We start from the raw sequence: 25,405 nt of genomic DNA, 5'->3' as shown, positions 1-25,405 counted from the left end.
CCGACTTGTTGGGAGCGGTCTATATATTGAATCCATGACCTCCACTTCCCTGCAGGATTCCACCGGCACTGCGATCCCGGCGCCCCCGGTTGCCAAGAAAATCCCCACCGAACGCACCCATCACGGGGAGACGTTCGTGGACAACTACGAATGGCTGCGGGACAAGGAATCGCCGGAAGTGGTGGAGCACCTGCGGGCCGAGAACGCTTACCAGGAAGCGGTCACCGCGCACCAGGAGCCGCTGCGCGAGGCCATCTTCCAGGAGATCAAGGGCCGTACCCAGGAAACCGACCTTTCCGTCCCGCACCGCAAGGACGGCTGGTGGTACTTCAGCCGCTCGGCCGAGGGCAAGGAGTACGGCATCCACTGCCGCGTGAAGGCGCAGGACACCGGGGACAAGGTGGCCGACTGGACTCCACCGGCCGTCGAGGCCGGGGTTGGGATTCCCGGCGAGGAAATCCTGCTGGACGGCAACGTCGAAGCCGAAGGCAAGCCGTTCTTCTCCGTGGGTGGCACCGCCGTCACTGTTGACGGAAACCTGTACGCCTATGCCGTAGACAACTCCGGGGACGAACGGTTCACGCTGCGGATCAAGGACCTGCGCACCGGCGAACTGCTTCCGGACGTCATTGAGAACATCTTTTACGGTGTTGCCTTCTCCCCGGACGGCTCCCGGCTCTTCTACACGGTGGTGGACGAGTCCTGGCGCCCCTACCAGGTAAAGTCGCACGTCCTGGGCGCGCCGGTTGCCGAGGACGCGGTGGTGTACCAGGAGGACGACCCCGCCATGTGGCTGGGCTTTGAGCTTTCCGCAGACCGGCGCCACCTGGTGCTGGGCATCGGCTGCTCCGAGTACAGCGAAACCAGGCTGCTGCGGTTTGACGACCCCTCCGCAACCGTCAGCACCGTGATTTCCCGGGACGAGCGGATCCTCTACGACGCCGAGCCCTTCCTGCTCGACGGGCAGGAAAAGATCCTGCTCACGCACAACCGCGGCGCAATCAATTCCATGGTCTCCCTGGCGGACCCGGCCGAGCTGGAAAAGCCGCTGGCTGACCAGGCCTGGCAAACCGTCGTCGAACATTCCAATGACGTGCGCGTCAACGGCGCGGGGGTGACCGCCACGCACCTGATCGTCTCCATCCGCAAGGACACCATCGAACGGGTGCAGGTGATGGGGTTGGCCGGGCTGGGCACGCCCGCGCAGCAGGAGCCCATGGAACCGGCCTTCGACGAGGAGCTCTACACCGCCGGGGTGGGCGGCTCCGACTACGAGGCACCTGTGATCCGGCTGGGCTACACCTCCTACTTCACGCCGTCGCGCATTTACGACTTCGTCCTGCCCACCGCGGAGCGTCCTGCCGGCGAGCTGCTGCTGCGCAAGGAAAGCCCGGTGCTGGGCGGCTACGACGGCAGCGACTACGTGGCCAGCCGCGAATGGGCGACGGCGGCGGACGGCACCCGCATCCCGCTGTCCGTCCTGCGGCACAAGTCCGTCAAGCAGGATTCGACGGCGGCGGGCCTGGTGTACGGGTACGGCTCCTATGAGATGAGCATGGATCCGGGCTTCGGTATTGCCCGGCTGTCGCTGCTGGACCGCGGCGTGGTGTTCGTGATCGCGCACATCCGCGGCGGCGGCGAGTTGGGCCGGCACTGGTACGAGGACGGCAAGAAGCTCACCAAGAAGAACACCTTTACCGACTTTGTGGACGCCACGGACTGGCTCGCCGGCTCTGGCTGGGTGGATCCCTCGCGCATCGCAGCGCTGGGAGGTTCTGCTGGCGGACTCCTCATGGGTGCCGTGGCCAACATGGCGCCGGAGAAGTACGCGGCCATCGTGGCCCAGGTGCCGTTCGTGGATCCGCTCACCAGCATCCTGGACCCGGACCTTCCGCTGTCCGCCCTGGAGTGGGAGGAATGGGGCAACCCCATCACCGATCCCCAGGCCTACGCCTACATGAAGTCCTACTCCCCCTATGAGAACGTGCGGGAGGTGGCCTACCCCAAGATCGCCGCCGTGACGTCCTTCAACGACACCCGGGTCCTCTATGTGGAACCGGCCAAATGGGTGCAGGAACTGCGGAACAGGACCACCGGGTCCGAGCCGATAGTCATGAAGATCGAGATGGACGGCGGCCACGGCGGGGCGTCCGGGCGCTACGTGCAGTGGCGTGAACGTGCGTGGGACTACGCGTTCATCGCCGACGCGCTGGGCGCGGTGGACCTGCTTCCGGGGGCGGGCCTCAAGTAACCGATCGATTGCTGCCTAAGCGCCCTTTTCGCCCCGCTAAACGGCGGGTACGGAGCAATGGATGCGGCCCCCGCGTACCTGAAAAAGCTAACCATGCTTACTATTGGGGAGCACGTGTTTTCCGGTTGCGAACACCAGAGGAGCAGTCATGTCATTGAGCAAGGGAACCCGCGTGGAGTGGAACACCTCGCAGGGCAAGACGCACGGCAAAATCGTGGAAAAGAAAACCAGCGACTTCGAACTCGACGGCAACACCCACCGCGCCAGCGAGGATGAACCGCAGTACGTTGTGGAATCGGACAAGACGGGCGCCCGGGCTGCGCATAAGGCGTCCGCGCTGACCGAGAAGAAGTAGCGGCGTGGCTGCCCAGCACGAGGTTGTGATCATCGGCGGTGGCAATGCCGGGATCTCCCTGGCGGCCCGGCTGCAACGCTACGGCGTCAAGGACGTGGCGGTGGTCGAGCCCCGGGACCACCACCTATTCCAGCCCTTGTTCTCCCATATCGCCGGTGGGCGGGCGCAGGCCCAGGAGGCTGTCCGGAGCCAGGAGTCGGTCATCCCCCAAGGCGTCACCTGGATCCGGGATGCCGCGGCCGGTGTGGACGCCGAGGCCAATACGGTCAGCCTCGAGTCAGGGTCCTCGGTAGCTTACGGGCAACTGGTGGTGTGCCCGGGGCTCCAGTATGACTGGGACCGGGTGCCGGGCCTGCTCGATGCCGTGCACTCCCCGTACGGCGCCTCCCATTACGAGTTCGAGCTGGCCCCCAAGGCCTGGTCACTGCTCAGCGCCATGCGCTCCGGCACGGCAGTCTTCACCATGCCGGCCGGGCCCATCAAGTGTGGGGGCGCCGCGCAGAAGCCCATGTACCTCGCGTGCGACTACTGGCGCGGGCAGGGGGTGCTGGACAAGATCCGCGTGGTGATGGTGCAGCCCTACCCCACCGTGTTCGGGGTGCCGGAGGTGGACCGGGAACTGGACCGCAAGATCGCCGAGTATGGGATCGAGCTGCGGACCAACAGCGAACTTGTGGCCGTGAGCCCTGCCGGCCGCAGGGCCACCATCCGGGACAACGCCGCCAACACCACCGAGGACCTGACTTACGACGTCCTCAACGCGGTTCCGCCGCAGTCGGCCCCGGACTGGCTCAAGGCCACCGACCTGCCGGCCGCAGGGGATGCCGGCGGCTTTGTCGAGGTGGACCGCCAGACCCTCAGGCACCTCCGGTACCCCAACGTATGGTCCCTGGGCGACGCCGCGGGCACCACCAACTCCAAGTCGGGCGGATCCCTCCGCAAGCAGGTCAAGGTGGTGGCAAAGAACCTGGTGGCAGCACGGAAGGGAAAGCCGCTGCGGGCCAAGTACAACGGCTACTCGGTGTGCCCGTTCACCGTGTCACGGGACACCGTGGTGTTCGCGGAATTCGACGACCGGTACCGGCCCATGCCCACCATCCCCCGGCTGCCCACGTGGAATGAAAGCAAGCTGTCCTGGGTGCTGGACCGGGACATCTTCCCGAAGATCTACTGGAACCTGATCCTCAAGGGCCGGGCGTAGCGCTAGCCGCGGGAACCGATGCGCCACTCATCGGCAAGGATCGAGTAGATGAGCTCGGTGGCCCACTGGCCTTTGTAGTGCCATTTATCGATGTGCCGCGCTTCCAGCCGCATGCCCAGCCGGCTGCACAGTGCCGCCGAGGCCCCGTTGAGTTCGTCCAGGCGCGCTTCGATCCGGTGCATCGCCAGCTCCTCGAAGCCAAGGCGCAGGACGGCCTGGGCGGCCTCCGTGCCATAGCCCTTGCCGCGGGCTCCCGGCGCCAGGGTCCAGCCCACCTCGCCCTGCCCGCGTCCCGGCAGCCATTTGAGCACCACTTCGCCCTGCAGCCCGGGCTCGTCCGCCGCTTCGATGGCAAGGGCCACCCAGTCCCCCTCCTTCTCGAAGGCGAAGTTGGCGTACCGCCCCACCCGCTCCATCGACTGCGTGTAGGTCTTGGCGGGACCGGGAAGGTACCGGGCGGTCTCCGGCAGCGAGTGGTAGGCGTGGAAGGCGTCCAGGTCGCCGCCGTCGAACCTGCGCAGGACCAGCCGGTCGGTGCGGATGGGAAGGGAAATGGCCGGCATGCGGCTTAACGGCCGGCACTGACGACGGCGGCCGTCGCCTCGGCGATGGCCCGCTCCTCGTCCGTGGGGACCACCAAGACGGGAATCGCGGAGGACGGCGTGGAAATCACCCGCGGCTCCTTTGACCGCTCAGCGTTCAGCCCGCCGTCGAGCTCTATGCCCAGGGCGCCCAGGCGGTCCGCCACCTGGGCCCGGAACTCCTTCGAGTTTTCCCCGATCCCGGCAGTGAACACCAGCGCCTTGGCCCCGCCCACCGCAACGTGGTAGCCGCCGACGTACTTGGCCAGCCGGTAGGAGGCCACGGCGAGCGCCATGGCGGCGCGCTCGTCACCGGCCTCGGAGGACTCCACCACGGAGCGCATGTCGTTGTGGCCGGCCAGGCCTTTGAGGCCGGACTCGCGGTTCAGCATGGTGTCGAGGTCCTCGGGGGTCCAGCCGGCGCGGCCCAGGAACACCAGGATGGAGGGGTCCAGGTCGCCGGAGCGGGTGCCCATCACCAGGCCCTCGAGCGGGGTGAAGCCCATGGAGGTGTCCACGGAGCGTCCACCGCGGATCGCCGTCACGGAGGCGCCGTTGCCCAGGTGGGCGATGACGCCGTCGAACTCCTCGACGGGAAGGTCCAGCAGCGCGGCGGACCGGCGCGCGACGTACTCGTTGGAGGTGCCGTGGAAACCGTAGCGGCGGATGCCGTGGTTGGTGTAGAGCTCGTCCGGGACCGCGTAGCGCCAGGCATACTCCGGCAGGGTGCGGTGGAAGGCGGTGTCGAAGACGGCAACCTGCGGCATTTTGGGCCACTTTTTAGTGATGGCGCGGATGCCCAGGACGTTGGCGGGGTTGTGCAGTGGCGCGAGCGGGTTGAGGCGTTCGATGGCTCGGGTGATTTCGTTGTCCACCAGGACGGGTTCGGCAAACCGCTCGCCGCCGTGGACCACCCTGTGCCCCACCGCCCCCAGTTCGAGGTTGCCCAGTTCCTGGTGGATGGCCGCGTCCACCTGCTCCAGCGCCTCCGCGTGGTCCCGCGGGCCCACCATTTCGCCATCCCCGCCCCCGCCGTTGCCCACGCCGATCTTCTCAATCAGCCCCTCAGTGAGGACGGTCCCGGCGGCCACGTCCCGCACCTGGTACTTCAGCGACGACGAACCGGAATTGATGACGAGCACGAGCATGCGGGGCCTCCTCAGCCTGGCGTCTGCAGTTCAAACCCCACTATAGGTTGCGCGGCTAACTGTCCGTCAGCAGCAGCGTGTTGCCGTCCGGGTCCTGGGCCGTGAAGAAGAGGCAGACGTCCGGGGCACCCTCGATGGCGCCGACCGCAACGCCGTTTTCCGCGAGCCTGGCGCGCGTTTCCTGGAGGTCATCAACCAGGAAGTTGCAGGTTGCCCAGGCAAGGCCGGGCTGGGCTTTGATACCGCTGTCCGGGCATGAGGGTCACCGATGCCGTTCCCGCGGCGGAGAGGACGGCTGAGAAGTTGTTGGCTTGCCCCACCGTGAGCCCGAGCATGCGGCTGTACCAGTCGGCTGCTGCCTGCGGGTTCCGGACGGGGATGAAGGCGGTGGTAATGGCTGTACCGGGCATGGCTGCGATACTAGCCCACCCCTCCGACAGGAAAGGGGCCCCTTGATCGCCGTGGGAGGGGGACACTCCTGTGTCTCCGCCGGCTTTAAGGGGAAACGTTTGGGCGGTGGCCTGTCGGGGGAAAAACGGGGCCGGGATGCCATCATCGGCTACTTCGGGGAACTTGCTGCGCGGTCGAACGGGTCCATCAAGGTCAATGTGGAGGATTTGGCCCTGGGCGACAGATACGCAATTGGGATCCATACCACCCATGCGAAGCGCGACGGCAAGTCCCTGGACCAGCGCGAAATCCTCGTCTGCCGTATCTCAGGCGGAAAGATCAGGTCGGGCCTGGAATTCCCGGAGGACAGCGCGCAGCTAGCGGATTTTTGGTCCTGACCTGCGGCGCTAGAAGGCTTTCGCCACAGCAACCCGGGAGGCTTGCCAAAAAGATCGTCAGTATGCTTACTATAGATGCAGTCGATCGGAAACGGCTGCGAACGGAATAGCGAAAAGGTGCGCTCAGCGAACGGGGCGCACCTTTCCCGTCCCTCGCATCGGTTCCTTGCGGATGGGCGAAGCCTGTGCATAAAGTCGGCGGACAAGGCTGGACCACGCCGAGAGGACAATTCCATGACGAACGAGCCAAATTCGATCGACGAGAACGACCCCACCAATACGGGCTCCAGCAGCACCGCGCCACTCAACGCACAGCCGGATTCCGGCAGCAAGGACGATCCCACGGGCGTGGAGGGCGCCAACCCTGCCCTGGACGACACCGGCCACCTCAAGGCCGCCGAAACCGGAGAAGCGCCGGAGGCTCCGGAGAACCGGGAAGACCTGGACCTCACCCCGCAGGGCCTCTCCGATGAGCCTGCCAAGCAGGAGGACCCGGAGAGCCTGGCCAAGCCGGACAACAGCTGACTGGACCACAACCAAAAAGTACGACGCCGGCACTCAAGCGAGTGCCGGCGTCGTACTTTTCCGGGCGGCCCCTTAGGACGCCGGCGCCTCCGCGGAAACCTGCGCCGGGACGGAACCCGAGGCCGGACTTTGGGCCTGCGCCTGGATGGCCGTGATGGCCACCGTGTTCACGATGTCCTCCACGGTGCAGCCGCGGGAGAGGTCGTTGACCGGTTTCCGCAGCCCCTGCAGGACCGGGCCCACGGCCACGGCGCCGGAGCTCTGCTGCACTGCCTTGTACGTGTTGTTGCCGGTATTCAGGTCCGGGAAGATGAACACGGTGGCCTGCCCGGCCACCGTGGAGCCGGGCATCTTGGACGCGGCGATCGAGGCGTCCACGGCGGCGTCGTATTGGATGGGACCTTCCACTGCGAGGTCCGGCCGGCGCTGGCGCACCAGTTCGGTGGCCTGCCGTACTTCGTCCACAGCCTCGCCGAAGCCCGAACCGCCAGTCGAATAGGAAAGCATCGCCACCCGCGGCTCCACCCCGAACTGCGCGGCGGTCTCGGCCGAGGCCAGGGCAATGTCCGCCAGCTGCTCCACGTTGGGGTCCGGGTTCACGGCGCAGTCACCATAGACCAGCACGCGGTCCGGCATGAGCATCAGGAACACCGAGGACACGATCTTCACGCCCTCCCGGGTCTTCACGAACTCGAGCGCCGGCCGGATGGTGTGGGCGGTGGTGTGCGCGGCGCCGGAGACCATGCCGTCCACCACACCCAGCTGGACCATCATGGTGCCGAAGTAGCTTCCGTCCTGCATGATCTCCAGGGCCTTGGGCAGGTCCACGCCCTTGTGGGCCCGGAGTTCGGCGTACTTCTCGGCGAACGTCGGCCGGAGCTCGGACGTGGCCGGATCAATGACATTGATGCCGGACAGGTCGATCCCGTTCGCCGCCGCCAGTTCCCGGACGGCCGATTCGGGGCCCAGCAGGGTCAGGTCGCAGACGTCGCGGCGGTGCAGGATCTCGGCCGCGCGCAGGATCCTGACGTCGGTCCCCTCCGGCAGCACCACGTGGCGGCGCTGCGCCCGGGCCCGCTCGACGAGGTCATGCAGGAACCGCAGCGGCGTCATCCGTTCCGCCCGCGGCAGGTGCAGGCGCTCCACCAGCTCCGCCTCATCAACCCGGCGGGACCACAGCCCCAGGGCTGAGGCCACCTTGCGCCGGTGCCCGGACCAAATCTCGCTGCGCACCTCGGACACCCGGCGGGCCGTCTGGTACGTGTCCTCGTCGGCCGCGAACACCGGAAACGGCGCCTGCGCCAGAAGCGGATAGATGTTGGCGTCCGGGGCCAGGCCACCGGTGAGGATGAGTGCGGACGCCACGGGAAACTCGGGCGAGAAGGAGGACGCCAGGCACGCCACCATCACGTCCGCCCGGTCCCCCGGCACGATCACCAGCGCACCCTCGTCCAGCACGTTCAAGAAGTTGCCCACGTTCATGGCAGCCACCTTGATGTCCTTGACATCGCGCTCCATGTCCGGCGTGCCCGCGATCTGGCGCACGCCCAGCGCCATCGCCACCTCACCGGTGGTGGGCCGGGCGATTTCCTCCAGCTCGGGCAGGATGTACACGGGCCGGCCGGAGGCGCCAGGCTTGAGGGCCGCGGCGATGGCGTCCAAGTCGTCAGCGTCCGCCCGGTTGACCATGATGGCCAGCAGCGCGCACTTTTCCGCAGCGAGCTCCTTGCGGGCAACCTCGACGGCGGCGGCGGTCTCACTGACCGTGCGGCCCTTGGCGCCCACCACGGCCACCACAGGGGTTGCGAGATTGTTGGCAAGGCGGGCATTGAGGTCGAATTCGACGGCGGCGTCCTGGCCCACCAGGTCGGTCCCCTCGACGATCACGACGTCGCAGTGGCGGGCGATGTCCGCGAAAATCTCGACGCACCGGGCGTCGATTTCCGCCCGGTTGCCTTCGGCCAGCAGCGTCCGGACCTCGTCGTGGGTGAGGCCGCCGCGGCACCGTTCGTCCTCCAGGGCGAACCGGGACTTCATGAGGGCCACCATGGGATCGTTAGCTGCCGACGGCCCGTGGACCACCGGCTTGAAGAAGCCGATCCTGTCCGCGTGCCGGTGCAGTGTGTCCGCCACACCCAGTGCGATCAGGGACTTGCCCGATCCGGGGGTTGTTGCGCTGACGTAGATGCCTTTGGCCATGGTCCGCCCTTTGCTGTCCTTGCTGGTGCCGGTACCTCCATCCTTGCACTTCCCTCCCCGTGCCCGGGGCACCTCCACCAGCATCGATTGCTCCGTAACTGCCGTTATGAGCTCTGAAAACGGCAGTTACGGAGCAATCGATGAAGGGATGGCCCAGCCGCGGATACGGTGCATCGCGGTCGTTCCCTACCCCTCCTCCCCTTGACACCGGACCCCCTCATGGGATTACCTAATGAACATTCGGTAAATAAAGCTGGAGGCAATGACGCATGGCTGAGACCACTCTTTCCGGGGCCACCCACCCCATCCTGGAAAACGACTATGCCTCCGAATGGATGGGCATCGAGGTCCTGGCCCTTAGCGACGGCCACGCCACCATCCGGATGACCCTCCGGCAGGAAATGCTCAACGGTTTCGGCATGGCCCACGGCGGAATGATCTTCGCCTTCGGCGACACTGCCTTCGCCCTCGCGTGCAACCCCATCCACCCTGCACCGGGCGAGGAAGCCACCATCACGGTTGCCTCCGGCGTGGACATCAATTTCCTCAAGCCGGCCTTCCGCGGCCAGGTGCTCACCGCCGTCGCGGACCGCCGCTCCAGCGCCGGCCGCAGCGGGCTCTACGACATCCAGATCTTCGCCGCCGATGCCGCCACGCCGGCTTCCGAAACCCAGCCCAGTTCCCCGGGCGAGCTCATCGCCGAGTTCCGCGGACGCAGCCGCACCATCCCCAAGAAGTAGGAAAACCATGACCCTGCATGCCCCCGAAACCCCCGCCGCTGCCGTTTCCACCCCGGCGGACACCACAGCCGGCACGGACGCCGTCCTGGACCGCGAGGAAACCATCTCCCGCGACGAACTTGAGGCCCTGCAGCTCCAGCGGCTGCAGCACACCGTGGCCTACGCCTATGACCGGGTACCGCTGTACAAGCGCAAGTTCGATGAAGCGGGCATCCACCCCAGCGACCTGCGCGAACTCGAGGACCTTGGCAACTTCCCCTTCACCACCAAGGAGGACCTGCGCCAGGAGTACCCGTTTGGGATGTTTGCGGTGCCGCAACACGAAGTAGCCCGGATCCACGCCAGCTCCGGCACCACCGGCCGCCCCACGGTGGTCGGCTACACCAAGCAGGACCTGGCCGACTGGGCCAAGCTCGTTGCCCGCAGCTTCCGCGCCTCCGGCATCCGGCCGGGCATGAAGGTCCACAACGCCTACGGTTACGGCCTGTTCACCGGCGGCCTGGGCGCCCACGCCGGCGCCGAAGCCTTGGGCTGCACGGTCATCCCGATGTCCGGCGGCCAAACCGAACGCCAGATCCAGCTGATCCAGGACTTCAAGCCGGACGCCATCCTGGCCACGCCCACCTACCTGCTCACCATCGCCGACGCCATGGCGCACATGGGGATCGACCCAGCCTCCACCTCGCTCAAGTTCGCAGTCCTGGGCGCCGAGCCGTGGACCCAGGAGATGCGGCACGAGCTTGAGGTCATGATGAACATCAAGGCCTGCGACATCTACGGCCTGTCCGAGGTCATGGGCCCCGGCGTGGCCGGCGAGGCCGTGGAGACCCAGGACGGCAGCCACATCTGGGAGGACCACTTCCGCCCCGAAATCATCGACCCCTTCAACCCGGCCCCGGGCAAGGAAAACGTCCTGCGCGACGGCGAACACGGCGAACTCGTCTTCACCTCGCTCACCAAGGAAGCCCTCCCGATCATCCGCTACCGCACCAAGGACCTCACCCGGCTCCTGCCCGGCACGGCCCGCCCCGCGCACCGCCGCATGGGCCGCATCACCGGCCGCAGCGACGACATGATCATCCTGCGCGGCGTCAACCTCTTCCCGTCCCAGATCGAGGAAATTGCCCTGCGCATCCCCGAGCTCAGCCCGCACTTCCAGCTCGAACTCACCCGGGCCGAGGGCCAGCGGATGGACCAGCTGACCGTGCGCATCGAGCGCCGGGACGCCGTCACCATTGAGCAGAGCACGACGGCGGCACGCACCTTGAAGGAGCAGATCAAGATCCACGTGGGTTCTTCGTGCACCGTCGATGTCGTGGAGCCGGGCTCGCTTGAGCGGTCCAACGGCAAGCTGCGCCGCATCTACGACCTGCGTCCGAAGGCCTGAGTGTTTCGGTGGTGCTGCGCCGTCCCCGGACTTACCGACCGTTCGTGAGAAACTAGCGATTATGCCCAGCGCCAGCAGAACTGCCAGCACCACCGATACCTCAAGCACCAACGGAAGTTCCGCCAACGGGACTGCCGTGAATGGCACAGCCAAGCGGGGCCGCCCCGGCTACGACCAGCAGTCCGTGCTGCGCATCGCCGTGGACGTATTCAACCGGCACGGCTACGACGCCACCTCCATGGGCATCCTGGCCGAGAACCTGGGCATCTCCAAGTCCGCCATCTACCACCACGTGCCATCCAAGGGCGATCTCCTCAAGCTCGCCCTTGACCACGCACTGGGCGGCCTCGAAGCCATCCTCGAACAGCCTGAGGCAACCTCCGGCGCCGCGGATGCCCGGCTGGAGTTTGTGCTGCGCCAGACGGTAGCCGTCCTGGTGGACCGCCTGCCCTTTGTCACCCTGCTGCTGCGCCTGCGCGGCAACACCGAGATCGAACGGGACGCCCTGGAACGCCGCCGCGCCTTCGACCACAAGGTGGCGGGCCTTATCTCAGCCGCCCGCGATGAGGGTTCCCTCCGCGCGGACATCGACCCCCGCACCGTTTCGCGGCTCCTGTTCGGCATGATCAACTCGATCGTGGAGTGGTACAAACCGGGCGGCGCACTCTCCCCGAAGCGGCTGGCCGACGACGTCATCACCATGGCCTTTGACGGCCTGCACGCGGACACATAGGCAGCCGGCAGCCCTCCCGGCACCAAATGGTAAGGGTGCTTGGTATTTTCCCTGCTCCCCCGCTACGGTGGTAGAAAGCCACCATTTGCAGGGAGGTCCTGATGAGCAAGGCCAGCGCGCCAGAGCGTTCACGCCATCTCCACCCGGCGTTCGGCACAGTGCTGGGCGCCGGTGCTCTCACGGCCGCCTTGGCCCTCAGCGGATGCACTGGCACGCCCAGCCCTCCCAACCCCAGCGGCACCTCCTCAAGCCAGGCATCGTCGTCGTCCGCCAACGCCACGCCGGCATCCTCCAGCCCAGGCTCCCCTGGTTCCGCCTCCCCAGCCACCGGCGCGGGCCCCGACTCCGGAGCGGCCGGGAACCTGCCCCAGCTCGTGGAGAACCTGTCACCATCCGTCGTCACCATCTTCACGCAGAGCGGCCTGGGCAGCGGCGTGGTGTACTCCGCCGACGGGCTGATCCTCACCAACGAGCACGTGATCCACGGCGCCACCACCGTTGAAGTGGGCTTCGCCGACGGTCAGCGCGTCGAGGGCACCGTGAAGGCCAGCGACGCCGTGACCGACCTTGCGCTGGTCCAGGCCAAGCGCACCGGCCTGCCCAAGCCCACGTACCAAAGCACCCTGCCCAAGGTGGGCGAGGGCGCATTGGTCCTGGGCTCCCCGCTTGGCTTCGAAAACACCGCCACCGCCGGAATCATCTCCGGGCTGCACCGCTCGATTCCCGGTTCGGCATCCAACAGCCTCTCCCTGGTGGACCTCATCCAGACCGATGCGCCAATCAGTCCCGGCAACTCCGGCGGCGCCGTGATCAACATGCGCGGTGAGGTGATCGGGATCAGCGAGGCCTACATCCCGCCGTCGTCCGGCGCTGTGTCCCTTGGCTTCGCCATCCCCGCCGCCACCGCCGTGGATGTCGCCGAGGAGCTGCTGAAAAACGGCACGGCCAAACACGCGTACCTCGGCCTGACTCCGGGCGAGCTGACCGCGCAGATCGCCCAGCAACTGGGCATCCAGGCAGGATCCGGCGTGGTGGTGCTCGCGGCAGACTCCGACGGGCCCGCGGGACGCGCCGGAATCCGCCCGGGAGACGTCCTGCAGTCCATGGAGGGTGTGGAACTGACCACGCCGGAGAAGATTCTGGCGGAACTGCGCAAGCGAAACCCGGGCGACACCGTAGGCTTCAAGGTCAAGCGTGGCGACCAGACGTTGGACATCAAGGTGGACCTCACCGACCGTCCTGCCAACACAACCACCCGATAGGAAGGAAAAGCACATGAGCCACCCCAAGGAAGAACCCGACGCAGGCTTCATCGTTCCGGATCCGTCAAAGGTCCGCGAGGACATTCCGGGCGATGCCGGCGACGAAGCCAATGTGATCCGCTTCAGCGAGGAGCAGGCCCTGATCGAGGAACAGTCGCACGGCGTGCGCCCGGACACCTACAGCGTCCCCTCCGGCGGCCCCACGATGGATGAGGCCCGCGGCAACATGGACCTCTCCGACCGCAGCGAAGACGGCCGCGGCACCGGGCGCGAGGACGACAGCAGCGACGACGGCCTGCACGGCGGCGCCGAAAGCTAGCCGCCGCCGTCGGTAGACAAGCAGCAGGGGTACCCCGATCCGACCGGGGCACCCCTGCTGCCGTTTCTATTAGCCAGCTGATTTTAAGAGCCTGCTGCTCTCAATGGCCTGTTGGGCCTAGACCTGGTACTCCAGCTTGTCACCCAGGTTCTCGTGGATGCACAGGATGTTGTGCTCCGTGTCCATGAACCAGGCGCACTTCTCGGACGCCGTGGTGCAAATGTGGTTTTCCGTCCTGAGGGTGGGCAGGTCGTAATCCTGGAACCGGATACCCCGGGCTTCCATGTCCCGGACAGTTTCCTCGATGTTGGCCACCTCAAAGCTCAGCGCGGTGTGCTCGGAATGCTTTCCGTCGGACACCGGCATCAGCTCCAGCAACGGGCCGCCGTCGATGCCGAGCAACTGGTGTCCATCTTCAGTCGTTCCGCGGTGCGGAAGGCCCAGCTTCTCCGTGTAGAAGCTGTGGGCGCGGGCTGCATCGTCCACCGGCAGGATGGTTGTTACTGAACTCATTGTCAGGTGCATGGGGCCACCTCCTTGTGGGCAGAATTTTACGCTCGGAGACCCCAAAAAGAACCGGGCCCAACGCCCCGTTGCTCTATCACTTTTGGTCCCTAAAACAGGCTCTTAGGGACCAAAAGTGATAGAGCAACCAGGGGTTTTTCGGGTGGTTACTTTTCGACGAGGGTGAGGACGTCGTAGGTGGCCACGATCTCGTCGTTCTGGTTCGTCAATACGGCGTCCCAGGCCACCTCGCCGTACTCGTCCGTTTCGCGCGGAGTGATTTTCTTGGCGGTGAGGGTCACCCGGATGGAATCACCGGCGGCCACGGGCGTGATGAAGCGCAGGTTCTCCAGGCCGTAGTTGGCCAGCACGGGGCCTGGCGCGGGTTCCACGAACAGTCCGGCGCCCCAGCTGAGCAGCAGATAGCCGTGCGCCACGATCCCCGGGAAGAACGGGTTCGCCTCCGCCGCTTCCTGGTTGGTGTGGGCGTAGAACGTGTCGCCGGTGGAGTTGGCAAACGCGGTGATGTCCTCCAGCGTGACCTGCCGCAGGTCGGAGCGGACGGCGTCGCCGATCCGCAAGGTGGAGAGGTGCTTCCGGAACGGGTGCGTTCCCTCGGTCTCCACCGTGAAGTTGCGGTCGGCCCCGGCGTGCCACACCCCGGTGACGGCGGTGAGCATGTTCGGGGAGCCCTGGATGGCGGTGCGCTGCATGTGGTGCAGCACGGACCGGATGCCGCCCAGTTCCTCGCCGCCGCCGGCACGTCCCGGGCCGCCGTGGACCAGGTGCGGAACCGGCGAGCCGTGGCCTGTCGAGCTGCGGGCGTCCTCGCGGTTGAGCATCAGGACGCGGCCATGGTGCGCCGCGATGCCGGTGACCAGCTGGCGGGCCACCTCGGGATCGTTGGTGCAGACCGACGCCACCAGGGACCCGCCGCCGCGGGCGGCCAGCCGCACGGCGTCGGCCAGGTCCTTGTAGCCGATCACGGACGATACCGGCCCGAACGCCTCCAGCGAGTGGATGGCTTCCGCTTCCGGGTTGTCCCAGTTCAGGACCACGGGGGCCATGAACGCGCCGCCGTCCACTACCCCGGTGGTTCCGTCGGCTGAGGTGACCGACGGCGAATCAAGCGTTCCGTACGCAAGCTCACCACCGGCGTCGAGCATGGACTGCACGGCGGCACGGACGTCCTCCAGCTGTTCCACCGAGGCCAGCGCGCCCATGGTGACGCCCTCGCCGCGCGGGTCACCCAGGACGACCCGCTCGGTGATGCGCTTGCCGATGGCGGCGGAGACCGTCGGCACCAGCTCCTGCGGCACAATGGCGCGCCGGATGGCGGTGCACTTCTGGCCGGCCTTGACGGTCATTTCGGTGACCACGGACTTGACGAAAGCGTCGAACTCCGGGGTGCCCTCCACGGCGTCGGGGCCAAGGATCGCGGCATTCAGGGAGTCGGTCTCGGAAGTGAAACGGACCCCTCCCTCCACCACGTTGGGGTGGGCCTTCAGCGACTTGGCGGTGGAGGCGGAACCGGTGAAGGCCACCAGGTCGCGGTAGTCCAGCACGTCCAGCAGGCCGCGGACCGAGCCGGAGACCAGCTGCAGCGAACCCTTGGGCAGGATGTTGGATTCCACGATGGCCTTGACCACGGCGGCAGCAACGTAGCCGGTGGGGGTGGCGGGCTTCACGATGGTGGGGACGCCGGCAATGAACGCGGGGGCGAATTTCTCGAGCATGCCCCAGACGGGAAAGTTGAAGGCATTGATCTGGACGGCGACGCCGGGAATGCGGGTGTAGATGTGTTCGCCGGCGAAGGAGCCATCCTTGGAGAGCACCTCCATGGGGCCGTCCACCACCACCTGGGAGTTGGGCAGCTCGCGCCGGCCCTTGGAGCCGAAGGTGAAGAGGACGCCGATGCCGCCGTCGATGTCCACCATGGAATCGATCTTGGTGGCACCCGTCTGGAAAGAGTAGTTGTAAAAGTGCTCGCGGCGGGCATTCAGGTACTGGGCCAGTTCCTTGAGCTTGAGGGCGCGCTGGTGGAAGGTCAGCTTGCCCAGTTCAGCCTGGCCGGTGGTGCGTCCGTATTCCACCACGCCGCCGAGGTCCAGGCCTTCGGTGCTCACCTTGGCCAGGATCTCCCCTGTGCTCGCGTCCCTGACGGGGACGGCAGAAGCCGACGAGCCGGCGTCGGGCGTCCACCAGGCGTCCCTGACGAAGCTGGGCACTGTCTCCACGGTGTCGACCGTGGCCTGGGGGGCTGTGGCGGTGGTGGTCATCGTTGACGGTCCTTCCAACAAGGGGGGCAGGCAAACAGGACAGCCATTACTGACCGTCCGTTCGGTAATATATTCACCATACATGAAGTGCCGTGCTGCAGACTAGAAGGCCAGGACCGAATTGGCCGCCTCAAAGGAGAACTTATGAACGCCCCGTCCCCCGCGGATGCCGCCGGCAACCAGCCGTCCGAGCATGAACTCTGGAAGATCACCCTCGGCGAGCTGGACGAGAAGATGGGCGTGAAGATCCTGGAGGAGTCCGTGGAGCGCGTGGTGGCCACCATGCCCGTGGAGGGGAACAGGCAGTCGTTCGGGCTGCTGCACGGCGGCGCTTCCCTGGCCGTGGGCGAGGCCGTGGGGTCCTGGGCTGCGGTAATCCATGCCAGCACCATGGGAAAGACTGCGGTGGGCGTGGACGTTTCCGCCACCCACCACCGCTCCGCGCGGGAGGGCCAGGTGACCATCACGGCCACCCCCATCCACCTTGGCGGCACCCTCACCACGCATGAGGTGCTGATCACCAACGAGGCAGGGCAGCGGCTGTGCACCCTGCGCATCACCAACCTGCTGATGAAGCGCAAAAACTGACGCAAAAAGTTCTCCGGGGCTGCATCCAAGGACGGCGTTCCGCAGGTAGTAAGCGCGTAAGTACAAACAGCCCGGCTACGGGCATCCTGCAAGGAGTTTGACATGCGCAAAATGACCTACGCCGCCGGAGCACTCTCGCTCGCTGCTTCGCTGGCCTTCGCCGCTCCCGCCCAGGCCGGCGGCTGGCACCACCACGACGACCCGGCCCAGCTTTCTGTCCTGCACGCCGTTCCGGGCCTGACCGTGGACGTGTGGGTGAACGGCAAGCTCACCCTCGACGACTTCACTCCGGGCACCCTGGCCGGGCCGCTGGAACTGCCTGCCGGGGACTACAAGATCGCCATCACCGCTGCCGACGCCACCAGCGCCGACAACCCGGTGATCGGGCCGGTCAACGTGGAACTCGACGAGGGCCGGAACTACACCGCTGTGGCCCACCTGGATGCCGACGGCGCACCCACCGCGTCACTTTTCACGAACGACACCAAAGCCCCCCGCAACGATGAGAAGGGCAAGCTCACGGTCAGGCACGTAGCCGCGGCCCCCGCCGTCGACGTACTGGCAGGTGGGGTTCCGGTGATTGAGGGACTCAGCAATCCGGACGAAGCGAAATTGAAGCTGAAGGCCGGCACCATTTCGGCCACCGTGGCCGCGGCGGGAACCACCGATCCCGTGATCGGCCCGGCGGACATCACGGTGGAAGGCGGGAAGAACACCATCGTTTACGCCTGGGGAAGCCTGGCCGACGGCAACTTGGCCGTAGCCGTCCAGGTGGTTGACGGCAAGGACCAGGGGCGCGGTCGGCACTGACCTGAAGGCCCCACCTCGCTGAGGCCCATGAACGGACGTGAGGGCGGGGCTTTGCGGCCCCGCCCCTCATCGGCTAGTTGGTGGAGCGGCCCTTCCGGCGGCGGACCACCAGCATCAGCAGGATTCCGACGGCGAGCGCAGCCACTGCGGCAATCGCTGCGGCAATCAGCCCGTCGGCTCCGGTGTAGGCCAGGCCGCCCGAATCGGCGGGATTGTTGCGGTTTCCGCCGGTGTTGGCCAGGTCCGCGGGGACACTGGGCGCCGGGGTGCTTGACGGCGGAATCACGACGACGGGTGTTTCCGTCGGCGCGGCAGGTGACGGGCTTGCGGGGGGCGGGTTGGTCGGGGAGGGGTTGCTTGGCGCCGGACCCGTCGGTGCGGGGCTTGCCGGCGGCGTCGTGGGACCCGGGTCAGTAGGGGCCGGTGGGGCCGGCGGTTCCGCTGCTGCTGGAGCAAACTCAAAGCTGTTTGCCCCCGACGTGCTGAACCCGTTCACAGTCTCAGCCGTGAAGCGGAGCGTACCCGTGCCCTGCGGCGCCTGGAAGCTCCAGTTCCCTGCCTCCACGGGCACCTCGAACGGATCTTCGCCCTGGATGGTGACCCGGACCTTGCTGCCCTTAGCCACGGCCGACGCCGGAGCCGCAGCAACCTGGCCGCTGATGACCTGTCCCGGCTGGTAGGTTTCGCCGGATGCCGGCGCCGTTACGGTTGGCTTGTTGAGGAAGAGTTCCAACTGGTAGCCCGGCAGCACCGCCAGGCTGTCCCGCAGGGTGGCCCCCACGGCAAAGTTCTGGATGACGTTGCCGTTCGCGTCAGGGGTGTCGCCGGCTGAGTGCGTGCCCACGGCATAATTGCCGCTCAGGTAAGGGCCCCCGGAGTCACCGCCGCTGGACTGCACGCCGTAGGACAGGAAGCCGTTGAAGGCGCGGAGGTCAGTGGGGTCCGTGGCGAAGGCCGCCCCTGGCACTATGAAGATCCCCACCGCGTCCACCGTTCCGCAGGACCACGCCGATGTCCGTCCCGACCGGCAGATGGGCATTCCCACCACGGGATCGGCGGACCCAATAATCTTCACGTCCGGACCGGGCTGGGACGGGTCCCCCCACGTGCTGGCAGCCGGAAGCGGATTGATGTCCTGCCGCAGAGACTGGACGACGGATATGTCCGTTCCCACGTTTCCGGGATTGTTGGGGTCAACCGGATTCTCGACCACCCGGGAGTTGCCCGGGCCGCCAAACTGGCTAAAACCGAACTTGCCCAGGAGTCCCAGCTTGTTGAACTGGAATTCCAGGGTGGCGGTTTTCGCTGCCCCATCGGACGCGCAGTGCCCGGCGGTGAGGACAGCGGGCACACCTGCCGGGTCGAATGCGGAAAAGCCGGTGGAGCAGACGAATCCGATGTCCGTCTGGTAGCCCATGCCGCCGGGAACGTCGGCCTCGGGCTTGATCGGCGCGCCGCCGTCGAGCTCCACGTTGGCGTAGCGGGACACGAACTGCGCTGGCGACACCTTCCCCTGTGCCGAGGTGGCGGCACCGGCCGCGGTTCCGGAGGAGGCGGACAGCGACTCCGGCGTGTTGATGCCGCCGGTCCTGATCACGAACTTTCCGCCCGCTGCAGCCAGCACTGCCTGCAGCCCCTGGGGGCCGACGTCGCGCACATACGCCTGGAACAGCTGTTCTGTGCTTACTGCGAGCTCCGAGCGGGTGCCTTCGACGGCCGCGAGGGCGCTTGGCGACACCGGTGATGGTGGAGACGGAGCAGCGGACGACGACGGCGCAACCGCAGGTGCCGACTGTTGGGGAGCCGGGGCTTCAAGGGTCAGTCCGTGAACCCTGCCGGCGAGCGCAGCAACAGCAGCTTGCAGTTCAGGACCGGAGCCGGTCACCACGATGGAAGTGCCCTCGAGCCGGATGCCCACGTAACCGGGCAGCTGGCGCAGCTGTACCGCGGCGGCTGCGGCCTGGGCGCCAAGTTCCCCCGCGGCCTGGAATTGTTGGGGCGTCAGCTTGAGGTCGCGCTCAACTGCGTCGGCCAGCGCCGCTTCGGAAAGGCCCGAGGAGATGCCTGTTTTAGGCGAAGCAGCGGTTGACGGCAACGGGCTGGCCGGTGCCGCCGTGGTTGGCACGGCAGTGCTGTTCCCGGTCCCAACTGCCTGCCCGGAATCCGCTTCGCCGGCACCGAAGGCGGGGCCGGCAATGTACGCCGATGAGGCCAGCATTCCGGTGGCAGCGGCAAGGGTGAGGACCCGTCGCAGTGTGTCCGCGTTCATCGGGCAACCCCCGCTCCGGAAAGAGCCAGGACGGCATCAAGTTCAGTGGCGGCCAGCCCGTTTGCCAGGAGGTAATTGCGGGTGTCCAGGCCGCGGACAAACGCCACTACCGCGAGCCCCCGCTGTTCCAGCAGGGCCGCCAGCTCCGGCTCGTCCAGGTACCGTTCCCTGTTATGGGGCGGCCCGTGGGTGCGGTAGCGCTCGTTGATGCCCCGGGCAGCCCGCCGGTAGCCTTCGGCGATCGCCTCGTCGGGGTCACCTGCAAGGTCCTGGACCATGGCGGCCACCAGTCCGCTCCGGTCACGGCCTGCGGCACAGTGCAGCAGGACGTCCCCCTTGGGGGCGGCGGCGGCGATGGCACGGAAGACCCCCACCAGCTTCTCGGGGAAAAGCCGGGCATTCTCCGCATAGTGGGCGGGATCGTTCAGGTACGGGCCGGTAACCGCGGTGAAGCGCGGATCACCGGGCGCCTCCGTGGGTGCATGGACCACATCGATGCCGGCCCAGGCAGCGGCAGGCACCACCGGGTCGTTGTCCCGGCGCCGCCCCTCATCGGCGTTACGAAGGTCCACCACGGTGCGGACGCCGTCGTCGAACGCCTGTTTCCACCCTGCTTCCGTCAGCCACTCGCGCCGCCCCATCCGGTAAATGCCGCCGGAAACGTGCCATGCGTTGACAGCGCCATCCCAGTCCATGGACCTGCCCCTTGTGTTCATCCGGACAGCTAACCACACGCTGCTGGGAGCCGCATGTCATGCAGGGGAAGTAACGGTGAAATCAACGGGCGCCCTCTCCGCGCCGGTCCAGGCGGTACTCGAGCCCGGCGCGAACGGCCGGCCATTCATGCTCCAGGATGGAGAACACCACGGTGTCCCGCAGGTTTCCGTCCCTGGTCCGCGAGTGGCTGCGGAGCACGCCATCCTGTTTGGCGCCCAGCCGTGCAATGGCCTCGCGCGACTGATGGTTCAACCAGTGGGTGCGGAACTCGACGGCGGGGCAGCCAATCGTTTCGAAGGCGTGCCGCAGCAGCAGGAGCTTGGAATCCGGGTTGGTGCCCGTCCCTTGGGCGGACGCTGCGTTCCAGGTGGAGCCGATCTCCACACGCGGGGTGGCGGCATCGATGTTCATGTAGGTGGTCATGCCGATGATGCGCCCCGGCCCGCCCGTCGCTGGGTCCATCAGCCGGGTGGTGAACGGCAGCATGGTCCCTTGGTCCTGCAGCGCGAGCCGGCGGCGGATTTCCGCAGCCATTTGGTCGGGCGCGGGTACCGATGTGTACCAGAGCTTCCACAGCTCACCGTCCCCTGCGGCCGCCACCAGGCCGTCGTGGTGCTCCGCGGCGAGCGGTTCGAGGATTACGTAACGGCCGGTAAGGGTAAGGGGTTCAAGGAAAGTCACTGCACCAGCCTAGGCCCGCCGGAAGCGCGGGTTACGCTGGGGAAAGCACCACGACGTCGAGCGAGGGAGTCACCATGTCAGGCCAGAATCCGGATCCGGAAGAGGACAAGCTCACCGGCTTGGAGCCCGGAGGCGGAGTTCCGCCAGGGGAAACACCGCCGGGTGAAGCGTCCACCAGCATGACGCAGGGCCACGAGGAGAAGGGCACCAGGAAGGGCACGCAGTTCCTGTGGATCGGCATCATTGGTGTCGTGGTCCTGCTGTGCCTCCTGTATTTCATCGGCTACATCGTGGGCTTCTTCGACTAGGCCCTGTCCTCCACGCGGGTATTCCTAGCTGGGCCAGTCGAAGAAGCCCTTGCCGGTTTTGCGTCCCAGCTCGCCGCGGGCCACCTTGTCCCTGAGGATCTGCGGGGGCGCAAACCGGTCGCCGAGGGTGGACTGCAGGTATTCGGCGATGCCCAGGCGGACGTCGAGGCCCACAATGTCCGTGGTTTTCAGCGGTCCGGTGGGGTGTTTGTAGCCCAGGACCATGGCGTTGTCGATGTCCTCCGCCGAGGCGACCCCTTCCTCCACCATTCGCATTGCTTCCAGCGCGATGGCCACGCCCAGGCGTGAGGACGCGAACCCAGGGGCGTCGTTGACGACGACGGCGGTCTTGCCAAGTGCCTCCACCCACGTTTTTGCCTTGGCAGCTAGTTGGGGAGACGTGCGCTCCCCCAGCACCACCTCGATGAGTGTGGATGCCGGGACGGGGTTGAAGAAGTGCAGGCCCAGGAAGTTTTCGGGCCGCTTCAGTTCGCGCGCCAGGCCGTTTACCGACAGCGACGAGGTGTTGGACGCGATGAAACCGTCCTCCGCCAGCCGCTCTTCAATGCCCCTCAGCGCCGTTACTTTGAGGTCCCAGTCTTCGGGGACCGCTTCCACCACCAGTTGCCGGCCGGTGAAGGCGTCGTAGTCGGTGCTGACGGTCAGACGGGATGCCAGTTCGTCGAAGTTGGCGTCCACCGCCCCGCGCTCGATGCTCTTCAGTGCCGCCGACTCCACGCGTTCCCGCGCACCCTCGGCGGAGACGTCGTCGCGCTCCACTACCAGGACGTCGGCGCCCTTGATCAGGAAGGCGTGGGCGATCCCCGCGCCCATGCGGCCACCGCCCAGCACCCCCACCAAGTGGGGAAGGCCAGTGGGCATGTTCGGGTTCATTGATGAATCAGTCACGGGTCTACTTTCCGTCGGCAGGGTTGGCGGCGTTTGCCTTCTTGGCCGCGTTGCGGTCCAGGAACGCCTGCATGCGGTCGAACTTGGCCTGGGACTCAAAGAGGATGCCCTGGGCCAGCTGGTCAATGATCGGGTGGGCTTCCGCAGGCGCGTGGAACACGGACTTGGTGATGCGGACGGCCAGCGGATCCTGGCGGCCTATCCTGTTGGCCAGGCTGTGGGCGGCGTCCAGGAGGTCGGCGGGATCGTGGATTTCGGTGATGAGGTTGATGGCTTTGGCTTCGCCGGCGCCGAGGACCAGCCCGGCCAGCAGGATCTGCTTGGCCAGCGGTTCACCCACCAATTCCTTGAGCCGCCAGCTGGCGCCGGCCGCGGCAAGGATGCCCAACCCTGTTTCCGGGTTGCCTATCCGCACGTTGGGCGTGCCGATCCGGAAGTCCGCGGCATATGCGAGCTCCGCGCCGCCGCCCAGGCAGTAACCGTCCAGGGCGGCGATGACCGGCATGGGCAGCTTGGCGATCCGGACGAAAATTGTCGAGTTGATCCCCTGCAGGGCATCGTCCCGCCGCCGTTCGCGCAACTGGGCAATGTCGGCTCCGGAGGCGAACACTCCTTCCACGCCGGCGATGATCAGCACCTTGGGGTTCTGTTCCAGGGCGGCGCAGACTGTGTGGAGTTCGTCCACCATCTGCTGGTCTATCGCGTTCTTCACCTCGGGCCGGTTGAGCAGCACCACCACGCGGTCTTCCCGCTCCTCCACCAGGAGGGCTGAGAACTTCTCTTCGGCGAGGTTCGCGGCGGCGGCCATCAGATCTTCTCCAGCAGCATTGCCGTGCCCTGGCCCACGCCCACGCACATGGTGGCGAGACCGAACCTGGCGTCTTCGCGTTCCATCCGTCCCAGCAGGGTGATGGCAATCCGGGACCCGCTGGAACCGAGGGGATGCCCCAGGGCGATGGCGCCGCCGTCGCGGTTTACGATCTCGGGTTCCAGCCCCAGGCGGTGGATGCAGGCCAGGGACTGGGTGGCAAAAGCTTCATTAAGTTCGACGGCGCCCAGGTCGCCGACGCTGAGGCCGCTCCGCTTGAGCACTTTTTGGGTCGCGGGGACCGGGCCGATGCCCATGATCTCCGGTTCGCAACCGGCAGAGGCGCCGTCGATGATTCGTGCCCGCGGCGTCAGGCCCAGCCGCTCGATGGCGGCTTCCGAGGCAACGATGATGGCTGAAGCGCCGTCGTTGAGGGACGACGAGTTGCCTGCCGTGACCACCGATCCGCCATGTGCCACGGGTTTCAGGCCTGCAAGAACGTCAAGGCTGGTGCCGGGGCGGGGGCCCTCGTCGGTATCCACCACGGTTTCGGATTTGCGCGTCCTGACCGTGACGGGCACGATCTCATCCCTGAACCGGCCGGCTTCGATGGCATCCAGGGCCAGTTGGTGGGAGCGGACTGCGAAGGCGTCGGCGTCTTCCCGGGAAATGTTGTCCACCCGGGCCACTTCCTCCGCGGTTTCCGGCATGGAGTAGGTCATCTTCCCGTCCCGGGACAGGCCGCCGTGCTGGAAGTGGGGGTTGGTGAAGCGCCAGCCGATGGAGGTATCGAAGATCTGGCCGGGCTTGGCGAAGGCGGTAGTGGGCTTTTCCTGCACCCAGGGTGCGCGGCTCATGGACTCCACGCCGCCGGCGATGACAATGTCAGCGGCGCCGGCCTTGATCATGTGGCTGGCCTGGATAATGGCGCTGAGGCCTGATGCGCAGAGCCGGTTTACGGTGATACCGGGGATGTGGAGCGGCAGTCCAGCCAGCAGGGTGGCCATCCGGGCCACGTTGCGGTTTTCCTCGCCGGCACCGTTGGCGTTGCCCAGGATCACTTCCTCGATGCTCTCCGGATCCAGGCCGGCACGGTGCACCGCTTCCCGGACCACCAGGGCCGCAAGGTCGTCCGGCCGCACGGAGGACAACGCCCCTCCATACCTGCCCACCGGCGTTCGGACCCCGCCAACAAGGAAAGCCTGCGGACCTGCGGTTGCAGCCATGGAAACACCCTTCACGCGATAAACAGCACTGTCATCGGCGGCCGGCACAGCGGAAGCTCCACTTACCGACCGTTCGTTCTGTAAATGGTACACGGCAGGCCATGGGTGCGCATCCGGTTACAGCACAGTCACTCCCAGGTGGGCCGCGATGAGCGGTGCCAGCAGGTTCAGTTGATACTCATCGATGACCAGTCCGGACAGGCTGCCCAGGCCGCTGATCTTACGGAATTCCGTACCCCTGATATCGAAATCCTTCAGCTTGGCCCCGGCCAGGTCCAGCGACCCCACAGTGCAGTCCTCGAGCTTCACCCTTGTTGCCGTTGCGGCCCCGAGATCCAACTCGTTGATGATGCAGCCGCTGATCAGGACGTCGGTGAGCTTGGCGCCGCGAAGGTTCAGGAAGTCGATCTTGCCGCCGTCGATGCGCACGGACTGCCAGCCGCCTTCATACAGTTCAGCCGAGCCCAGGCGGGGATTCTGGAACTCGACCTCGCGCCAGGTACTGCGGGCACCACGGAAGACCGGCGCATACGCCTCTGCCAGGATGCAGTCGCGGAATGTGGCGCCGCGGAGCTGGGCATCATTGAAGGACGCTGCGTCGAACCGGCATTCGGCAAATACGCTGTCCCCGACATCGAGGCCGTCCATCGCTGCCCGGGTGAACCGTGTGTTCTCATGCCGGCCCCCTTTGCGGAACACGGGATCCGGCAGATCCTCAAGGTCATTCAACTCCACAGGAGAGAGTCGAGGTAGGGCTACCTTGGCCGCCGTCTTGCCGCGCGCTTTATCCATGAACCCGAGCCTAGCGGCGGGGCCT

The 25,405-nt window shown here is 66.6% G+C and carries 26 protein-coding genes; 13 read left to right on the top strand and 13 right to left on the bottom strand.

All coding sequences use genetic code 11. The features are described 5' to 3' along the window. The first annotated feature begins 34 nt into the window (after positions 1–34). From FBY30_RS10155 to FBY30_RS10145, 3 genes are all read left to right on the top strand, one after another. The gene (locus FBY30_RS10155; RefSeq protein ID WP_142132768.1) at positions 35–2,251 is read left to right on the top strand and encodes a S9 family peptidase; all 2,217 of its coding nucleotides are present in this window, start codon (positions 35–37) and stop codon (positions 2,249–2,251) included. A 148-nt stretch (positions 2,252–2,399) separates the two neighbouring features. Continuing rightward, entirely contained in the window at positions 2,400–2,606 is a 207-nt protein-coding gene (locus FBY30_RS10150; protein WP_142132767.1) for a DUF2945 domain-containing protein, read from the top strand. A gap of 4 nt (positions 2,607–2,610) precedes the next feature. Then, positions 2,611–3,807, top strand: a complete 1,197-nt coding sequence (locus FBY30_RS10145; protein WP_142132766.1) for an NAD(P)/FAD-dependent oxidoreductase — start codon at positions 2,611–2,613, stop codon at positions 3,805–3,807. Positions 3,808–3,809: 2 nt separating this feature from the next. On the opposite strand, the gene FBY30_RS10140 is transcribed toward FBY30_RS10145, so the two are convergent. From FBY30_RS10140 to FBY30_RS20955, 3 genes are all read right to left on the bottom strand, one after another. Continuing rightward, positions 3,810–4,370, bottom strand: coding sequence for a GNAT family N-acetyltransferase (locus FBY30_RS10140; RefSeq protein ID WP_142132765.1), 561 nt, complete (start codon positions 4,368–4,370; stop codon positions 3,810–3,812). Positions 4,371–4,375: 5 nt separating this feature from the next. Further along, on the bottom strand, positions 4,376–5,536 hold the full coding sequence (locus FBY30_RS10135) for an acetate kinase (RefSeq protein WP_142132764.1): 1,161 nt from the start codon (positions 5,534–5,536) through the stop codon (positions 4,376–4,378). 191 nt (positions 5,537–5,727) lie between these two features. After that, entirely contained in the window at positions 5,728–5,946 is a 219-nt protein-coding gene (locus FBY30_RS20955; protein ID WP_235009395.1) for a VOC family protein, read from the bottom strand. A gap of 99 nt (positions 5,947–6,045) precedes the next feature. On the opposite strand from FBY30_RS20955, the gene FBY30_RS10125 reads away from it, so the two are divergent. Together FBY30_RS10125 and FBY30_RS10120 are read left to right on the top strand one after the other, a co-directional pair. Further along, positions 6,046–6,324: a nuclear transport factor 2 family protein gene (locus FBY30_RS10125; protein ID WP_142132763.1), complete on the top strand. Its 279-nt coding sequence runs from the start codon at positions 6,046–6,048 to the stop codon at positions 6,322–6,324. A 234-nt stretch (positions 6,325–6,558) separates the two neighbouring features. Beyond that, positions 6,559–6,849: a hypothetical protein gene (locus tag FBY30_RS10120; RefSeq protein ID WP_142132762.1), complete on the top strand. Its 291-nt coding sequence runs from the start codon at positions 6,559–6,561 to the stop codon at positions 6,847–6,849. A gap of 72 nt (positions 6,850–6,921) precedes the next feature. Here the strand turns inward: FBY30_RS10120 and pta are convergent, their stop codons facing one another. Continuing rightward, on the bottom strand, positions 6,922–9,048 hold the full coding sequence (gene pta, locus FBY30_RS10115) for a phosphate acetyltransferase (protein ID WP_142132761.1): 2,127 nt from the start codon (positions 9,046–9,048) through the stop codon (positions 6,922–6,924). Between the two features lie 269 nt (positions 9,049–9,317). Between pta and FBY30_RS10110 the strand changes: the two genes are divergently transcribed. The 5 genes from FBY30_RS10110 to FBY30_RS10090 all read left to right on the top strand — a co-directional run bounded on the left by FBY30_RS10110 (position 9,318) and on the right by FBY30_RS10090 (position 13,489). Beyond that, positions 9,318–9,788: a hotdog fold thioesterase gene (locus FBY30_RS10110; RefSeq protein WP_142132760.1), complete on the top strand. Its 471-nt coding sequence runs from the start codon at positions 9,318–9,320 to the stop codon at positions 9,786–9,788. A gap of 7 nt (positions 9,789–9,795) precedes the next feature. Beyond that, complete coding sequence (gene paaK / locus FBY30_RS10105; protein ID WP_200830668.1) at positions 9,796–11,175, top strand: phenylacetate--CoA ligase PaaK; 1,380 nt, start codon at positions 9,796–9,798, stop codon at positions 11,173–11,175. A gap of 61 nt (positions 11,176–11,236) precedes the next feature. Then, positions 11,237–11,908, top strand: coding sequence for a TetR/AcrR family transcriptional regulator (locus tag FBY30_RS10100; protein ID WP_235009394.1), 672 nt, complete (start codon positions 11,237–11,239; stop codon positions 11,906–11,908). Positions 11,909–12,009: 101 nt separating this feature from the next. Then, on the top strand, positions 12,010–13,170 hold the full coding sequence (locus FBY30_RS10095; protein ID WP_142132759.1) for a S1C family serine protease: 1,161 nt from the start codon (positions 12,010–12,012) through the stop codon (positions 13,168–13,170). 13 nt (positions 13,171–13,183) lie between these two features. Next, positions 13,184–13,489, top strand: coding sequence for a hypothetical protein (locus tag FBY30_RS10090; protein WP_142132758.1), 306 nt, complete (start codon positions 13,184–13,186; stop codon positions 13,487–13,489). Between the two features lie 117 nt (positions 13,490–13,606). Here the strand turns inward: FBY30_RS10090 and FBY30_RS10085 are convergent, their stop codons facing one another. Then, positions 13,607–14,002: a VOC family protein gene (locus FBY30_RS10085; protein ID WP_142132757.1), complete on the bottom strand. Its 396-nt coding sequence runs from the start codon at positions 14,000–14,002 to the stop codon at positions 13,607–13,609. A gap of 158 nt (positions 14,003–14,160) precedes the next feature. Next, positions 14,161–16,272 carry a phenylacetic acid degradation bifunctional protein PaaZ gene (gene paaZ, locus FBY30_RS10080; RefSeq protein ID WP_142132756.1) on the bottom strand — a complete coding sequence of 704 codons (2,112 nt, stop codon included), beginning with the start codon at positions 16,270–16,272 and terminating at the stop codon, positions 14,161–14,163. Between the two features lie 144 nt (positions 16,273–16,416). Here paaZ and FBY30_RS10075 point away from each other — a divergent pair, with 144 nt between their 5' ends. Together FBY30_RS10075 and FBY30_RS10070 are read left to right on the top strand one after the other, a co-directional pair. Beyond that, positions 16,417–16,860 (top strand): PaaI family thioesterase, encoded by a 444-nt coding sequence (locus FBY30_RS10075; protein WP_142132755.1) that lies wholly within the window; start codon positions 16,417–16,419, stop codon positions 16,858–16,860. Between the two features lie 102 nt (positions 16,861–16,962). Then, positions 16,963–17,670 carry a DUF4397 domain-containing protein gene (locus tag FBY30_RS10070; protein WP_142132754.1) on the top strand — a complete coding sequence of 236 codons (708 nt, stop codon included), beginning with the start codon at positions 16,963–16,965 and terminating at the stop codon, positions 17,668–17,670. 73 nt (positions 17,671–17,743) lie between these two features. On the opposite strand, the gene FBY30_RS10065 is transcribed toward FBY30_RS10070, so the two are convergent. The 3 genes from FBY30_RS10065 to FBY30_RS10055 all read right to left on the bottom strand — a co-directional run bounded on the left by FBY30_RS10065 (position 17,744) and on the right by FBY30_RS10055 (position 21,337). Beyond that, positions 17,744–19,939: a S1 family peptidase gene (locus tag FBY30_RS10065; protein ID WP_142132753.1), complete on the bottom strand. Its 2,196-nt coding sequence runs from the start codon at positions 19,937–19,939 to the stop codon at positions 17,744–17,746. Then, the gene (locus FBY30_RS10060) at positions 19,936–20,634 is read right to left on the bottom strand and encodes a tyrosine-protein phosphatase (protein WP_142132752.1); all 699 of its coding nucleotides are present in this window, start codon (positions 20,632–20,634) and stop codon (positions 19,936–19,938) included. The genes FBY30_RS10065 and FBY30_RS10060 overlap by 4 nt, the downstream gene beginning before the upstream one ends. An 82-nt stretch (positions 20,635–20,716) precedes the next feature. After that, positions 20,717–21,337 (bottom strand): GNAT family N-acetyltransferase, encoded by a 621-nt coding sequence (locus tag FBY30_RS10055; protein ID WP_142132751.1) that lies wholly within the window; start codon positions 21,335–21,337, stop codon positions 20,717–20,719. A gap of 74 nt (positions 21,338–21,411) precedes the next feature. On the opposite strand from FBY30_RS10055, the gene FBY30_RS10050 reads away from it, so the two are divergent. Next, a complete protein-coding gene (locus FBY30_RS10050) occupies positions 21,412–21,645 on the top strand; it encodes a DUF6480 family protein (RefSeq protein ID WP_142132750.1) in 234 nt (77 codons plus the stop codon). Between the two features lie 24 nt (positions 21,646–21,669). Here FBY30_RS10050 and FBY30_RS10045 read toward each other — a convergent pair whose 3' ends face one another. From FBY30_RS10045 to FBY30_RS10030, 4 genes are all read right to left on the bottom strand, one after another. Further along, on the bottom strand, positions 21,670–22,539 hold the full coding sequence (locus FBY30_RS10045) for a 3-hydroxyacyl-CoA dehydrogenase family protein (RefSeq protein ID WP_442858300.1): 870 nt from the start codon (positions 22,537–22,539) through the stop codon (positions 21,670–21,672). A 19-nt stretch (positions 22,540–22,558) separates the two neighbouring features. Continuing rightward, entirely contained in the window at positions 22,559–23,362 is an 804-nt protein-coding gene (locus FBY30_RS10040; protein WP_142132749.1) for an enoyl-CoA hydratase/isomerase family protein, read from the bottom strand. Further along, positions 23,362–24,588, bottom strand: coding sequence for a thiolase family protein (locus FBY30_RS10035; RefSeq protein WP_142132748.1), 1,227 nt, complete (start codon positions 24,586–24,588; stop codon positions 23,362–23,364). The genes FBY30_RS10040 and FBY30_RS10035 overlap by 1 nt, the downstream gene beginning before the upstream one ends. A 117-nt stretch (positions 24,589–24,705) precedes the next feature. Beyond that, positions 24,706–25,380: a pentapeptide repeat-containing protein gene (locus FBY30_RS10030; protein WP_142132747.1), complete on the bottom strand. Its 675-nt coding sequence runs from the start codon at positions 25,378–25,380 to the stop codon at positions 24,706–24,708. Positions 25,381–25,405: the final 25 nt, after the last annotated feature.

It is taken from the genome of Arthrobacter sp. SLBN-83, from assembly GCF_006715285.1.
Taxonomy (GTDB): domain Bacteria; phylum Actinomycetota; class Actinomycetes; order Actinomycetales; family Micrococcaceae; genus Arthrobacter.
Note: the sequence above shows the minus strand (reverse complement) of the source record. Positions and strands in the feature narration are given on the sequence as shown.